Origin of the sequence: Ohtaekwangia sp., from assembly GCF_036568665.1 — a bacterium.
Lineage (GTDB): Bacteria > Bacteroidota > Bacteroidia > Cytophagales > Cyclobacteriaceae > Ohtaekwangia.
In genome coordinates this window covers 1-14,843 of record NZ_DATCSD010000203.1, presented here as the reverse complement: position 1 = coordinate 14,843, position 14,843 = coordinate 1, and the positions used below count along the sequence as shown (strand labels likewise).

Annotated in this window: 11 protein-coding genes; 8 read left to right on the top strand and 3 right to left on the bottom strand. The window is 43.6% G+C overall.

Translation table 11 applies throughout. The annotated features are described in order from the left end of the window. From VIN08_RS11410 to VIN08_RS11385, 7 genes are all read left to right on the top strand, one after another. The coding region (locus VIN08_RS11410; protein WP_331964720.1) for a 2-C-methyl-D-erythritol 2,4-cyclodiphosphate synthase at positions 1 to 216 on the top strand (216 nt) is incomplete at its 5' end. Between the two features lie 110 nt (positions 217 to 326). Beyond that, positions 327 to 995, top strand: coding sequence for a tRNA (5-methylaminomethyl-2-thiouridine)(34)-methyltransferase MnmD (gene mnmD, locus VIN08_RS11405; protein WP_331964718.1), 669 nt, complete (start codon positions 327 to 329; stop codon positions 993 to 995). 282 nt (positions 996 to 1,277) lie between these two features. Further along, positions 1,278 to 5,828, top strand: a complete 4,551-nt coding sequence (gene gltB / locus VIN08_RS11400; protein WP_331964716.1) for a glutamate synthase large subunit — start codon at positions 1,278 to 1,280, stop codon at positions 5,826 to 5,828. Positions 5,829 to 5,852: 24 nt separating this feature from the next. Next, the gene (locus VIN08_RS11395) at positions 5,853 to 7,328 is read left to right on the top strand and encodes a glutamate synthase subunit beta (protein ID WP_331964714.1); all 1,476 of its coding nucleotides are present in this window, start codon (positions 5,853 to 5,855) and stop codon (positions 7,326 to 7,328) included. Positions 7,329 to 7,468: 140 nt separating this feature from the next. Beyond that, the gene (locus VIN08_RS11390) at positions 7,469 to 8,344 is read left to right on the top strand and encodes a carbon-nitrogen hydrolase (RefSeq protein WP_331964712.1); all 876 of its coding nucleotides are present in this window, start codon (positions 7,469 to 7,471) and stop codon (positions 8,342 to 8,344) included. A 279-nt stretch (positions 8,345 to 8,623) separates the two neighbouring features. After that, a complete protein-coding gene (locus VIN08_RS28640) occupies positions 8,624 to 8,767 on the top strand; it encodes a hypothetical protein (RefSeq protein WP_414693275.1) in 144 nt (47 codons plus the stop codon). Between the two features lie 17 nt (positions 8,768 to 8,784). Then, a complete protein-coding gene (locus VIN08_RS11385; protein WP_331964710.1) occupies positions 8,785 to 9,867 on the top strand; it encodes an agmatine deiminase family protein in 1,083 nt (360 codons plus the stop codon). Between the two features lie 12 nt (positions 9,868 to 9,879). Here the strand turns inward: VIN08_RS11385 and VIN08_RS11380 are convergent, their stop codons facing one another. The 3 genes from VIN08_RS11380 to rimO form a co-directional block, all read right to left on the bottom strand. Continuing rightward, positions 9,880 to 10,455: a 5-formyltetrahydrofolate cyclo-ligase gene (locus VIN08_RS11380; protein WP_331964708.1), complete on the bottom strand. Its 576-nt coding sequence runs from the start codon at positions 10,453 to 10,455 to the stop codon at positions 9,880 to 9,882. An 8-nt stretch (positions 10,456 to 10,463) separates the two neighbouring features. Next, entirely contained in the window at positions 10,464 to 12,041 is a 1,578-nt protein-coding gene (gene bshC / locus VIN08_RS11375; protein WP_331964706.1) for a bacillithiol biosynthesis cysteine-adding enzyme BshC, read from the bottom strand. Positions 12,042 to 12,205: 164 nt separating this feature from the next. After that, positions 12,206 to 13,516 carry a 30S ribosomal protein S12 methylthiotransferase RimO gene (rimO, locus tag VIN08_RS11370; RefSeq protein WP_331964704.1) on the bottom strand — a complete coding sequence of 437 codons (1,311 nt, stop codon included), beginning with the start codon at positions 13,514 to 13,516 and terminating at the stop codon, positions 12,206 to 12,208. A 217-nt stretch (positions 13,517 to 13,733) separates the two neighbouring features. Between rimO and VIN08_RS11365 the strand changes: the two genes are divergently transcribed. Next, positions 13,734 to 14,843, top strand: a 1,110-nt coding sequence (locus VIN08_RS11365) for a DUF6452 family protein (protein ID WP_331964702.1), incomplete at its 3' end; no start/stop codon positions are given.

The following is a 14,843-nucleotide window of genomic DNA, read 5'->3' as shown; positions in this document are numbered from 1 at the left end:
AGAGGCTGGAAGGTTGGCAATGTAGATTGCACCGTTTGTCTGGAGCGCCCGAAAGTAAATCCGCATATAGATGCCATGAAAAAAGTGCTTGCTCCGTTGATGAACATCTCCGAAGAAGATGTATCCATCAAAGCAACCACTAACGAAAAACTCGGCTACGTAGGTCGCGAAGAAGGAGTGAATGCCTCGGCAGTTGCGTTGATTATGAAGGATTAGTTCTTTGTTATACTTACCTGCGAAGAATTTTCGGAAAGCTTTCAAGCTTTCCGACTTTCGGTCCCTTTGCACTTTATCTGTATCAATCTACGAAATAAATATATACCTGAATGAGCATTGAAATCATCACCACATCAGACGGTTCTCATTCATTACTCAATACAGCACTTGATGAAACCTATCACTCACGGCATGGAGCGGTGCAGGAGTCTATACATGTTTTTATCAAAGAAGGGCTTGATCACTTGCTAACATTAAAGTCATCGAAGAGTATATCTATACTGGAAGTTGGTTTCGGTACCGGGCTGAATGCATTGCTGACCGTGCAGCGCGCTATGGAGATTCCCGCATCGATACACTATACATCACTCGAAACATATCCTGTGCCGGAAGATATCTGGTCCAAGCTAAACTATATAGATGCTGTTGGACTAAAAGAAAAATTTGATCAGCTGCATCGAGCAGCGTGGAATCAGGAAGTAGAAATTCTTCCAAACTTTACACTGCAAAAACTAACTACACCTCTTCAACAAATAGATTTTTCCAATCGATTTGATCTTATATACTTTGATGCGTTTGCTCCCAACAAACAACCTGAGATGTGGGAGTTACCCGTGCTTGAACGCGTAATAAAGTCGATGCATGCACGGAGTATATTTGTTACTTACTGTGCAAAAGGTCAGTTAAAGCGCGATCTGAAATCATTAGGTTTAACAGTAGAAACTCTTGCAGGACCGCCCGGTAAAAAAGAGATGGTGCGAGGTATAAAAGAATCTTAACTGAAAGACAATTTTCTGCTCACATTTGTTAGCCATTATTGAAAATTCCTCAACCGTTTTCTGTGATCATTGAAATTTTTAAAATCGGGTAGAGTGCAATCGTATTCGTTTTTACTTTTTTAAAATGTTTTGAATCAAATCTGAAAAGATTCCAAAAATTCTGCCTTGTAATCTTTCGTCAAAAATTTCTTCTGTTTTCTCCATATTTTTATAGACTCCGTTTTGCCCTAAACGGAAACTACACAGCCTTTTTACAACCAGACAAATTAACCAGAAAGAAAGATGAAAGAAACAGCCAGCCGTGGTTTGTACACCCCAGAACTGGAACACGATGCCTGCGGTATCGGCTTTGTCGCCAACATCAATGGCACGAAGACGAACCAGAATCTTCTCGATGCTCTTACCATGCTTGAAAACATGGAGCACCGCGGAGGTAAAGGCAGCAGTCCGAAGACAGGAGATGGCGCGGGTGTATTGATTCAAATCCCCCATGACTTTTTTGTTGAAGAATCAAAACGCTTAGGCTTCGAGTTGCCCGCTCCAGGCAAATATGGCGTTGGTATGGTCTTCTTCCCACGCGACAAAAAAGTAAGCAACGCTTGCCGTGAGGTATTGCGTAAAAACATTAAAGAACTTGGTCTTGATCTCATCGGCTTCCGCGTTGTGCCGGTAGATCACAGTGTGCCAGGCCCGGGTGCTGCAGAAGTAGAGCCTGTTATTGAACAGGTATTTGTTAAACCTGTTGATGAAAATATAGCAGGCGATACTTTCGAAAGAAAATTATTTGTACTTCGTAATTACTCTCAACACACTGTAGCAAATTCAGTAAAGGGTAACAATAAAGAATTTTATGTAACAAGTTTCTCTGCACGCACAATTGTTTACAAGGGACAATTACGTACAGAACAACTCAGAATATATTTCAACGATCTGCAGGATTCGCGTTTGAAGACCGCGATGGCGTTGGTTCACTCGCGTTTTTCTACCAATACATTTCCAAACTGGAAACTCGCGCAGCCATTTCGCTACATCGCGCACAATGGTGAGATCAATACCATTCGTGGTAACGTAAACAAAATGAAGTCGAAAGAAGCACTCTTCAAGTCGACTATGTTTACCGATGATGAATTGAAAAAACTTTTGCCGATCACAAGTCCTGATGGTTCTGACTCTGCAAACCTCGATGCGCTGGTTGAAATGCTGGTGTTATCAGGCCGCACTATACCGCATGTAATGATGATGCTGGTGCCGGAAGCATGGCAGGATAATAAATTGATGGATCCGCACCGTAAAGCATTTTACAAGTATCATGCTTCGATGATGGAGCCGTGGGATGGTCCTGCAGCATTGGTGTTTACCGATGGCGTGCGTATAGGGGCTACGTTGGATCGTAACGGACTTCGTCCGCTTCGCTATTGTGTTACACGTTCTGGTCGTGTGATCGCAGCATCTGAAGCAGGAGCGTTGACAATCGATCCGAAAGACGTATTGGAAAAAGGCCGCATTACTCCGGGCAAGATGCTCATGATCGATACCGAGAAAGGTAAAGTACTCGATGATGAAAAAGTAAAACGTTCGGTATACGAAGGCAAATCATACTATAACTGGATCATCCAGAATCGTCTGAAGCTTCGCCTGGAGCCGGAAGTAGAATGGGTTGAAACGAGCTTTGATGAAAAGACACTCGTGCAACGCCAGAATGCGTACGGGTATACTTCTGAAGATATCAAGACGATCGTTCTGCCGATGGCAGAAAAAGGATATGAGGCGATCGGCTCGATGGGCGATGATACACCGCTCGCCGTGCTCTCGAAAGAAAGCCGCCACATCTCGAATTATTTCAAACAGCATTTTGCACAAGTAAGTAATCCTCCGATCGATCCGATTCGCGAACGCCTGGTGATGTCGCTCTTTACACGTGTAGGTGCAAGCTTGAATGTGTTGGATGAAACACCCGAGCATACAAGACAGATACATATTTCACAACCTGTGTTGCTGAATGAAGATTTGGAAAAACTGAAGCACTTGCAGGATCAGGGTTTTGAATATGCTGTGATACAATGCGTGTTCAAAGCGGATGGCGAACCCGGAAGACTCGAAGAAAGTATAACACGCATTTGCTGCGAAGCAGAGAAAGCAGTGCGTGCCGGTAAAAAGATACTTATACTCTCCGATAGAAAAATCAGCAACGAGTATGCCCCTATACCTTCATTGTTATCAGTAGGTTCTGTTCATCAATATCTGGTTGAGAAGAGAATCCGCACACAGGCAGGTCTTGTAGTAGAAGCCGGTGATGCCTGGGAAGTACAACACTTCGCTACGATCATAGGTTATGGAGCAAGCGCGGTGAATCCATATATAGCATTGGAGTCTATTCACTCGATGAATAAACACGGCATGTTCTACAAGCCACTTGCTGACGAAGAAGCATTCGCCAACTTCCAGAAAGCAATTGGTAATGGCTTGCTGAAAGTAATGTCGAAGATGGGCATCAGCACACTGCAGTCATATCAGTCATCTCAAATATTTGAAGCGGTAGGACTTGGCAGCGATGTGATGGAAAAATGTTTCCGTGGTACGATCAGTCGTATCGAAGGTTTATCATTCGATGATCTTGCCCGTGAAGTATTGTCTCGTCATCACCTGGCATTTGAAAATGAAAGTAAAGAGCTCCAGGTGGGTGGTGTATATCAATGGAAGCGCAGAGGCGAGAAACACATGTTCAGCCCTGAGGTAATTCACCTGCTGCAACATTCTACCAAAACGAATAATTACGAGCAGTATAAAAAATATGCTCAGAAGATAAACGATCAGACACGCGATCAACTTACTATCCGTGGCCTGTTCGAATTTAAGAAGCGCAATCCTATACCACTCAGCGAAGTTGAGCCGGTAGAAGAAATCTTCAAGCGCTTTGCTACAGGCGCTATGTCGTTCGGATCTATATCTTTCGAAGCGCACACAACACTGGCTATAGCGATGAACCGTATCGGTGGTAAAAGCAATAGCGGAGAAGGTGGAGAAGATGAGATACGCTATGAGAAAAAGGAAAATGGCGACTGGGAACGTTCTGCGATCAAGCAGGTTGCTTCAGGACGTTTCGGTGTAACCAGCTATTACTTATCGAATGCCGATGAGCTGCAGATCAAGATGGCGCAAGGTGCCAAGCCTGGCGAAGGGGGTCAGCTTCCTGGTCATAAAGTAGATGAATGGATCGGTCGTGTTCGTCACTCAACACCGGGTGTTGGTTTGATATCACCGCCACCTCACCACGATATATACTCGATCGAAGATTTAGCGCAGCTGATTTTCGATTTGAAGAATGCTAATCGCCAGGCACGCATCAATGTGAAACTGGTATCACAGGCTGGTGTAGGTACTGTTGCAGCAGGTGTAGCAAAAGCAAAAGCTGATGCTATATTAATCTCCGGTGCTGATGGTGGAACAGGTGCATCACCTATAAGCTCCATGCGTCACGCAGGTTTACCGTGGGAACTTGGTCTTGCAGAAGCACACCAAACGCTGGTGAAGAATAATTTGAGAAGTCGTGTTACACTTCAAACAGACGGACAGATTCGTACCGGTAAAGATATAGCTGTGGCTGCTATGCTCGGTGCTGAAGAATGGGGCGTTGCAACGGCTGCCCTGGTGGTTGAAGGATGTATCATGATGCGTAAGTGTCACTTGAATACTTGCCCGGTTGGTATAGCAACACAAGATCCTGATCTGCGCAAATTGTTTACCGGAGATCCTGATCACGTAGTAAACTTCTTCCGCTTCCTGGCAAATGATCTTCGCGAGAACATGGCCGAGCTTGGCTTCCGTACGGTAAATGAAATGATTGGTCGCAGCGATATGTTGCGCGTTCGTCAGGACATTGAACACTGGAAGGTGAAGAAACTTGATCTTTCTCCAATCCTGCATCAGGAAAGTGCACGCGAAGGTGTAGGACTATATAAACAGATCGAACAAGATTTTGAACTTGAAAAAGTTCTCGACTGGAAACTCGTAGAAGCTGCACGCCCTGCTTTGGATGATGCTGAAGCTGTACAAGAGAAATTTATCATCCACAATATAGATCGTTCCGTTGGTGCGCTTCTCTCCAATGAAGTATCCAAGAAGTATAAAGGAAAAGGTTTACCGGAAGATACTATACATTTCCAATTCAAAGGTTCGGCAGGACAAAGCTTCGCTGTATTCGGAGCACCTGGTTTAACATTTGAACTTGAAGGTGAAGCGAACGATTATTTTGGTAAAGGTTTATCAGGTGCCAAGCTGATTATATATCCGGATAAAGAAGCAACCTTCAAACCAGAGGATAACATCATCATTGGTAACGTAGCATTCTATGGTGCTACATCCGGTGAAGCCTATATCCGTGGTCAGGCAGGTGAACGCTTCTGTGTTCGTAACTCGGGTGTAACAGCTGTTGTAGAAGGTGTGGGTGATCACGCCTGCGAGTATATGACGGGTGGTCGCGTAGTTGTGCTGGGTAAAACCGGTAAAAATTTTGCAGCCGGTATGAGCGGTGGTATAGCGTATGTCTTCGATCCGGAAAATGCACTCGAGCGTCTCTGTAACAAAGAGATGGTTGATCTCGAAACGCTGGAAGAAGAAGATAAAGCAGAAGTAAAAGCCATGATCGAGAAGCATCACAAATATACCGGCAGCGATCCTGCTGAGTGGGTGCTGGAGAACTGGGAGACTGCCTGTGAACTTTTTGTGAAAGTGATGCCGCGTGATTACAAGGCAGTACTTCAAAAACAAAAAGCACAGCAACGCCAGTCCGTAAATGGTAAAGCTGCCGCATCACCAGCTCTCGTAAAAAAATAATCAACTACAACAGACGCAACAGACATGGGACAGATAGATGGATTTATGAAGTTTGATCGCGAAATGCCAAAGTCGCGCGATCCGAAAGAACGTATAAAAGATTACAAAGAAGTATATAACCCGCTTGATAAAGAAAAAGTAAAACAACAAGCTGCGCGATGTATGGATTGTGGCGTTCCTTTTTGCCACAATGGTTGTCCGCTGGGTAATAATATACCAGACTTTAACGATGCCGTATATAATGGCAAGTGGGAAGAGGCGATCAAGATACTGAGCAGCACTAACAACTTTCCGGAATTTACCGGACGTATTTGTCCGGCTCCTTGTGAAGCAAGCTGTGTATTGAGCATCAACAATAAACCTGTTACAATCGAGTATATCGAGAAGACTATAGCAGAGCAGGCTTTTGAAAAAGGTTATCTCAAACCAACGCTTCCAAAACAGAGAACAGGTAAACGTGTTGCCGTTATAGGATCAGGTCCTGCAGGACTTGCTGCCGCTGCACAATTAAATAAAGCCGGCCATTGGGTAACAGTGTTTGAACGCAGCGACCGGATTGGAGGACTGCTTCGCTATGGTATACCGGACTTCAAACTGGAGAAGCATGTCATAGACAGAAGACTTCGCCTGATGGAACAGGAAGGTATAGTATTTCGCACCAATGCTCACGTGGGAGTAAATATCAGCGCCAAGCATTTGCAGGATGAGTTTGATGCTATTGTAATGTGTGGAGGCGCTTCTGCACCGCGCGATCTTCCTATACCAGGTAGGCAATTGAAAGGTGTGCACTTCGCGATGGAGTTCTTGTCGCAGCAGAACAAACGGGGTGCTGGCGATAACATCTTCGCAGAAGATATACTGGCTACCGATAAAAATGTATTGGTAATTGGTGGTGGTGATACCGGTTCGGATTGTGTAGGTACTTCCAATCGTCATAAAGCAAGAACAGTAACACAAATTGAATTGCTTGCGAAGCCTCCGGTAAAACGTAACGATGAATCGAACCCGTGGCCTCTGTGGCCGATGATCCTCAATACATCATCATCACACGAAGAAGGAGCAGACCGTCAGTGGGCTATACTTACAAAAGAGTTTGTTGGCGATGGCAGCGGCCGTCTCACTGGTATGAAGATCGTGGAAATCAAATGGGGAGTAAATGCTCAGGGTAAAATGGGCTTTGAAGAAATTCCCGGAACCGAGAAAGTTATTCCTTGCGAACTGGCTTTACTGGCGATCGGATTTGTTGGCGCAGAGAAAGGTGGTTTGGTAGAAGAATTGAAACTGGAACTAGACGAGCGCGGCAACATCAAAACAACAAACTATATGTCGAGCGAGGAAGGTGTATTCTCTGCAGGCGATGTTCGTAGAGGACAGTCGCTGGTAGTTTGGGCGATTTCTGAAGGTCGCGAAGCAGCCCGTGCAGTAGATACCTGGCTGATGGGATCTTCTAATCTGGAAGCGAAAGATGAGTCATTCGTTCACATCGGAGAAGAAGCCTGATAGAAATTCTTTAGCTGTATAACAATAAGAAGCCCTCTGAACTTTTTCAGGGGGTTTTCTTTTTATGCATAGCGGAAGCGATAGATGATTTTTGTAACACGAATTACTTCCTAATTTTGCAGCACTAAAAATTTAAAGACGTGAGTAAAAAAGTAAAAGTTGGAACGGTGCAGATGTCGTGCACAAAGAGCCCGGACGAAAATCTGGCGAAGGCTATTGCAAAGATTCGCGAAGCTGCAGCAAAAGGAGCACAGATCGTTTGCCTGCAGGAGCTTTTTCGTTCACTTTACTTCTGCGATGTTGAAGATTACGAAAATTTTAAACTGGCCGAGCCAATTCCTGGCCCTTCAACGGAGTCACTATCCGCTGTAGCCAAAGAACTTGGTGTTGTGATCATCGCTTCACTTTTTGAAAAGCGTACCGAAGGTCTCTATCACAATACAACGGCTGTAATCGATGCGGATGGCACCTATCTTGGAAAATACAGGAAGATGCACATCCCCGATGATCCGGCCTATTATGAAAAATTCTATTTCACTCCCGGTGATTTAGGCTATAAAATTTTCAAGACAAAGTTTGCTACCATTGGTGTGTTAATCTGCTGGGATCAATGGTATCCGGAAGGAGCCCGCATCACATCGCTGATGGGTGCTGAGATATTATTTTATCCTACTGCTATTGGCTGGGCTACGTCACAGGATGAAGCTACTAATTCAGAACAGTATAACGCATGGCAGACTATACAACGCAGTCACGCAGTAGCCAATGGTGTGCACGTGGTGAGTGTGAACCGTGTAGGCTTTGAACAAAACGGAGCAATGAAATTCTGGGGAGGTTCGTTCATCTCAAATCCATTCGGAAGATTGCTATACCTTGCTTCGCACGATCAGGAAGAAGTACATGTAGAGGAAATAGATATGCAACAGACCGATCGCTATAGAACGCACTGGCCATTTTTGCGCGACCGCAGAATCGATTCATATCAGCCGATAACAAAGCGGTTTATAGATGAGTAAGTCCGGAAGCTTGAGAAGACGGAAAGTCCGAAAGACTTTTGTTGTGATGTTGTGTAAAGACCCGTTAGCTTTTTTGTAAGTATATATGGCGTTTAAATTTGAGCGACTGATTGTATGGCAGAAGGCTGCAGACCTTAGGTGAACGAGTAAGTAAGAAATTTCCAAAGGATGAATTGTATATACTGACTTCTCAATTCAAAAGAGCTGCGGGTTCAATTCACTAAATATAGTGGAGAGATCTACTGGTCAGTCCAAGGCGGAGTTTAGTAGGTTTATACAATTCGCTCGAATGTTGAAGTTGTTGGACGTCTTCATCTGGCTATAAGACGAAGCTATATCTCTCAAGGAGAATTTCAGAAATTGTACAGATATTGTGAAGAACTGTTAGTTATGATTAACAGTCTTCGGAACACTCTTAAATGAGCGGAGAAAATTTAATAATGAGCACCAAACCAAACTTCCCTACTTCCGGACTTCCGGATTCAAAAACCCCCAAAGAACTTGGCTACTTCTTCCCGGCAGAATTTGCCAGACACGATGCTACCTGGTTAAGCTGGCCGCACAAGGAAGCATCATGGCCAGGAAAGATTGAAACGATATACCCTATATATGCGCAGTTTATTAAACTGGTAGCTGAAGGTGAGAAAGTAAATATCAATGTAGTGGATGAAGCGATGAAACAGAAAGCGCTTCGTCATGTGCAGGAAGCAGGTGCTGATCTTAACAACGTTCAATTTTTTATACATCCCACCAACGATGCGTGGTGCCGCGATCATGGTCCTGCATTCCTGCTGAATCCAAAAGCTGAACAAAAGAAAATTATAGTAGACTGGGGCTATAACGCCTGGGGTGGTAAATATCCTCCATTCGATCTGGATGATAATATACCTACACTTATTGCCAAGCACTATACTATACCGGTAGTATATCCCGGCATTGTAATGGAAGGTGGCTCTGTGGATTTCAATGGCAGAGGTACGGTACTGACTACAACATCATGTCTGCTGAACGAAAATCGTAACCCGCATCTTGATCAACAACAGATCGAAGAATTTTTATATAGTTATTACGGAGTTGAAAATATACTCTGGTTGGGAGATGGTATACTCGGTGATGACACCGATGGCCATATTGATGACCTGACACGTTTTGTAAATGGAGATACTGTAGTGACTGTTGTAGAAGCAAACAAGAAGGATGAGAACTACGAACCACTGCAGGAAAATTTAAAGCTGCTGAACAAACTGCGCCTGGAAAATGGGAAGCAGATGAATATAGTAGAACTGCCTATGCCTGCTCCTGTAATTTATGAAGACATGCGTTTGCCAGCTTCATACGCCAACTTCTACATTAGCAATAAATATGTAGTGGTACCTACTTTCCGAGATAAGAATGATGATCGCGCGTTGGACATCATTCAAAAAACTTTCTCAGATCGCAAGGTTATAGGACTTGATTCACTGGATATTATCTGGGGACTGGGCTCATTTCATTGCTTGAGTCAGCAAGAGCCATCGGTTTAAGTAGCAGAAAGTTTAAGGTTGAAAGCTGAAGGCTTGTGTTGGTGTTACGCTATACGATAAAGGTATATCGTGTACATCAACATCTTCGATTTCTTCTATAGGATCGAATAGAGAGAGACCAACGCTTTTAACGGCAGGCTTACACGCAGCAAGAAAGCGATCATAGAATCCTTTACCATAGCCTACACGATTCCCTCGCATATCGAAGATCAGCATGGGCACAAGTACCATGTCAATCTTCACTGTCTCTGTAGGAATTCCTTGCTTTGGTTCTAATATGCCCCACGAATTTTGTTGCAGCTGATGTAATCCTTCGAAGAAGAAATTCTCCAGGCTGCCATCACCACTGATGCGCGGTATAGATAATCGTATATGCGGAAACTCCCTGCGGATGCGATCGATGATAAGCCATGTGTTGGGCTCCCGGTTTTTTTCGATCGGTATAAAGCAGTGCAACACTTTAATGAACGATAGCTCAACGTGCGCAAAGAAGTTTTCGCAAAGCTGATGATTGAGTTGCAGATATTCTGCTTCTGAAAGCGATTGACGTTTGGTGAGGTATAGCTTACGAAGTGCTGCTTTGGTCATGTGCAAAGTTACAGATCGGCCGTATACGACAGAACATTGAACTTGTAATCGAACGGATCAAATTGTTCATACAGCCGCTGAATGAAGTTACTATCCCGTTGATAGAAGTTCAAAAAATTATCAGTGCGCTCCTGTAAGCTGCCGTTGGGAAACAAAGCATCTTTTACGGCTTCAATCTGGCCAAGTTTATCTTTATGCAGGCGTTTTTCTGCGCGTAGTAATTTGCGTTCTATTTTTTCAAGACTGTTCAAGGCACGTTTACCTTCCGCACTGATATAGGCTGTAAGGGTTTTGTCGATAGCATCGGAACGTTTCTTTAACTCTTCAAAGAGCTCATGCACCTGTGTCCGCTCGGGGCCAACGGTTAAATTATGCGTAGAGTGCTCTAATACCCAATGGTTAAATATATAATTCTTGTCTTCAAACAAGTCTTTGAGCTCAAGGCCGGTCTTTTCAAACTTACGCGTCACAGTATGTTCCATTACCATCGCGAAGTTACGTGGCATCAGCATCGGGAATGGAACCTTGAAGTGATCGAATACACCTTTTAACTGCAGCCAGTATACTACTTCCGCAGGGCCACCCACATAGGCGAGATTAGGCAGAATTACTTCCTGGTAAAGTGGCCGTAAAATTACATTCGGACTAAATCGCTCGGGTTGTTCTTCAATCAGCTTCTTCAACTCTGCTGAAGAGAAAGATATATCGGTATCCAATACTTTCCAGGTATCATCACCAGATTTTTCTATACGACTGCGAAGATTTTTATCGAGGTAAAAGAAATTTATATCACGACAATATACTTGTGTGTGATAACCTTTTTGTTGCAGGGCTTCATTCGTCTTGTCGACAAACTTCTTGCTGATGTTTTCAAATATATCCTGGTGTATAACTTTCTTGAAGAGTGATTTCAACGTTGCATTGTCTGCATCTACTACTGCCAAACCTTCATCACCGAATAATGTATTCACATAATGACGTACAGCATCGGCCAGAGTTTTGTTTTTCGTATACGCTTCCTGGAAGATGCGTGTATCTCCCGGAACTTCTTGTAATAACGATTTTATATCCTGAGTAGAGAACCGTCCTACAGCTCCTGTTTGCTCTGTTTGCCAGGTATATTTCTTTCCGTATAGCTTGAAGTATTTGATCTCGTCATAATCGTGATCTTCCGAAGCCATCCAGTATACTGGTACAAACGTATATTCCGGATATTGTTTCTTGAGTTGTTTACAGGCGTTGATAACCGTAACGATCTTATAAATGAAATATAGTGGTCCGGTGAAAATGTTTAGCTGATGTCCTGTTATAACGGTAAAAGTCTTTGTATCACGAAGCGCTGCTATATTTTGCTGAACAGCCTGCTTTACCGGTACAGATGTATATTGTTGAACAAGTACATCTGCCAGTATATCTCTATTCTGTTGTGGAAAAGCCTGGCTCTTATCCGCCAGTTGCGCAGCAAAGTTTTCTGTTTGAGGGAATCGGTTATAGAAAGGTTTCAGTGTTTCTTTCTGTTCGATGTAATCCAGGAAAAACGAACTGAAGGCACGCGTGTCTGCGAAGGAAAGCTTGTTAAGCTTCATAGATTGTGATACGGGTTGGTGGATGGTAAGCACAAGCCGAATAACGGGATTTTTACATATTAAGTTTACGAAATTATATATAAGCGGCCGGTATCCTATGCACTGTAAAAAGCTCCGGATGAGTTGTTAACGAGATGTTAAAAATCATCCGGATAATATACCATCTAAATGACTTCACCCGTCAGGTCGAACTCGGTCGCTGTCTTGATCTTTACTGTTGCAAAATCACCTACCCTCAGGTAGTTATCAGGACTGTGAATGATTACTTCGTTATCAACTTCCGGTGAATCGAATTCGGTGCGGCCAATGAATGCACCACCTTCTTTACGGTCTACCAGCACTTTATAAATCTTGTTGATCTTTTGTTGATTGAGCTCCAGTGAAATGCCCTGCTGCAACTCCATGATCTCATCTACACGTTGTTGCTTTACTTCGTCTGGCACATCGTCTGCCATTGAATATGAATGTGTATTTTCTTCGTGCGAGTATGTAAAAACTCCGAGCCTGTCGAAACGAGATCTCTCAATGAAACTCAGCATCTCCTGGTATTCTGCTTCTGTTTCTCCCGGATGACCTGCGATCATCGTGGTGCGTATAGCAATGCCCGGTACTTTTTCGCGAATGTCTTGGAGCAGTTGTTCAGTCTTTTCGCGTGTTGTTCCCCTGCGCATCAATTGCAGCATACGCGTTGAACCGTGCTGCAAAGGTATATCTATATACTTGCAAATGTTAGAGCGCTCTGCCATTACATCCAGCGCATCCATCGGGAAGCCGGTAGGGAATGCATAATGCAGGCGTATCCAATCTATACCTTCAACATCCGAGAGTCGTTGAAGAAGTTCCGCGAGATTTCTTTTTTTATACAGGTCTAATCCATAATACGTTGAATCCTGCGCAATCAGTAACAATTCCTTTGTGCCGTTCTTGGCAAGGTTCTTCGCCTCTAACACCAGCTCTTCCATCGGGCGCGATATGTGACCACCACGCATAATCGGAATAGCACAGAATGAACACGGGCGATCGCAGCCTTCGGATATTTTCAGATAAGCATAATGACTGGGGTTAGTAAGTATACGCTCACCTACCAGTTCATTCTTATAGTCGGCCTTGAAAACTTTTAATAGTCGCGAAAGGTCGCGTGTACCGAACCACGCATCTACATCCGGAATCTCTTTTTCAAGATCGTCTTTATAGCGTTGGGAGAGACACCCGGTTACATATACTTTATCTACAATGCCTTCGTCCTTGGCATCTACATAGCGTAAAATTGTATCGATGGATTCCTGCTTGGCATTATCAATAAAGCCGCAGGTATTGATCACCACAACGCTGGCATCGTCTTCCTTCGATTCGTGTACTGCGTCAATGCCATTGCCGCGCAATTGCGTTAGTAATACTTCTGAATCAACCAGGTTCTTGGAGCAACCCAGCGTAACGATGTTCACCTTCGTTTTCTTATTTCCCTTCGTTCTCATGGTAAAATTTTCCAGGTCTCAGCACAACAAGAACCACCATTCAATGATTCACTTGCTCCGATGATCGCTTTGACTATTCGGAAAAAGTTGAATTCTACCTGAATTTCGATGATCTGCCCGCTGAAGTAGTCTGTTACAAGTGCAAAAGTACTAAAAATAAATGGGCACAGAATTTGGGCTTTGGGGCGTTAAAGTATCTTTACGACCGCAAAAATCTATGAAGAAAATAAGCTGGTTTATCCTCTCTCTCGCATTGGCCGTATCGTGCCTGGATGAACCTGATTGCTACCAGCTCAATAATGACCAGTTAGGCATTTCTTTTCATGTGATGGGCTCTACCGTTGCCGATACATTAAAGGCAACGGAAATATCTTTTTCGGGTACCAGCGTAACAGCCTTTGATACCGCTACAGCCATTCTTCTTCCGCTTAATTATACCGATACCAGCACGACTATCTTTATTACCAGAAGCGATGGAAGTAAGGACACATTAAAAGTAAAATATACTACCAAAATACAGTTCGTTTCAGAAGATTGTGGATCACGCTATATTTTGTCGGGACTGGAGATAAGGGATTATTCGTTTGACTCGGTTCGCCTGGTGAGCAACGAGCCAACCAAAAGCGGAGCGACCAATATAGAAGTATATCGTTGCCCCGAAGTGGAGAAGATGGGACTGACTTTACAGCAACTTTATATTTCGGGTACAAGCACACAATCGGCCACAACATTACCGGCTACTTTTAATAGTATAACGGCAGATTTTAGCGGAGAAAAAGTTTATCTTAATAATACGGTATCTACACTATATCTTCCGGTAGATCTTACCAAGGAAACATCAACCTATACATTTGATTTTGCCGATGATTTTACGAATGGCGAAACCATGAAGAAGATGACGGTTACGTATGATACCATCTGGAAAAAGCGCTACAAGCAATGCGGCTTGCAGGAGTTTGTACAAAATCTGAAAGTGGTTATACCGGAGACACATACTCCGCAGGACTTCGATACACTGGCAGTTGCCCTGAAAAGTAATGGTGATACGTTGAATGTATTGGGCGATCCTCCGGTAACAAATGTAAAGATCATGCGATGCCCCATAATGAATTTAACGCAGATCGTTTTTCGGAAACCTAACACCACAACAGCGGTGCAGGTACATTTGAAGGAGATAAAAACAAATTATTCAGACGCTATATATTATGCGAGTGATACAACCAGCGTTGTAAAACTTCCACTTAATCCGAGCACCAGCGTTACCAGTACAGAGTTTTATATTTCATATACAGACAGAACAGCTGTTGATACGGTATCTGTACAGTAT

What these genes read in the sequence shown, in the direction of transcription:
- mnmD (WP_331964718.1), top strand. Translation starts at nt 327, where the DNA reads ATGAGCATTGAAATCATCACCACATCAGACGGTTCTCATTCATTACTC.
- gltB (WP_331964716.1), top strand. Translation starts at nt 1,278, where the DNA reads ATGAAAGAAACAGCCAGCCGTGGTTTGTACACCCCAGAACTGGAACAC.
- VIN08_RS11395 (WP_331964714.1), top strand. Translation starts at nt 5,853, where the DNA reads ATGGGACAGATAGATGGATTTATGAAGTTTGATCGCGAAATGCCAAAG.
- VIN08_RS11385 (WP_331964710.1), top strand. Translation starts at nt 8,785, where the DNA reads ATGAGCACCAAACCAAACTTCCCTACTTCCGGACTTCCGGATTCAAAA.
- VIN08_RS11380 (WP_331964708.1), bottom strand. Translation starts at nt 10,455, where the DNA reads ATGACCAAAGCAGCACTTCGTAAGCTATACCTCACCAAACGTCAATCG.
- bshC (WP_331964706.1), bottom strand. Translation starts at nt 12,041, where the DNA reads ATGAAGCTTAACAAGCTTTCCTTCGCAGACACGCGTGCCTTCAGTTCG.
- rimO (WP_331964704.1), bottom strand. Translation starts at nt 13,516, where the DNA reads ATGAGAACGAAGGGAAATAAGAAAACGAAGGTGAACATCGTTACGCTG.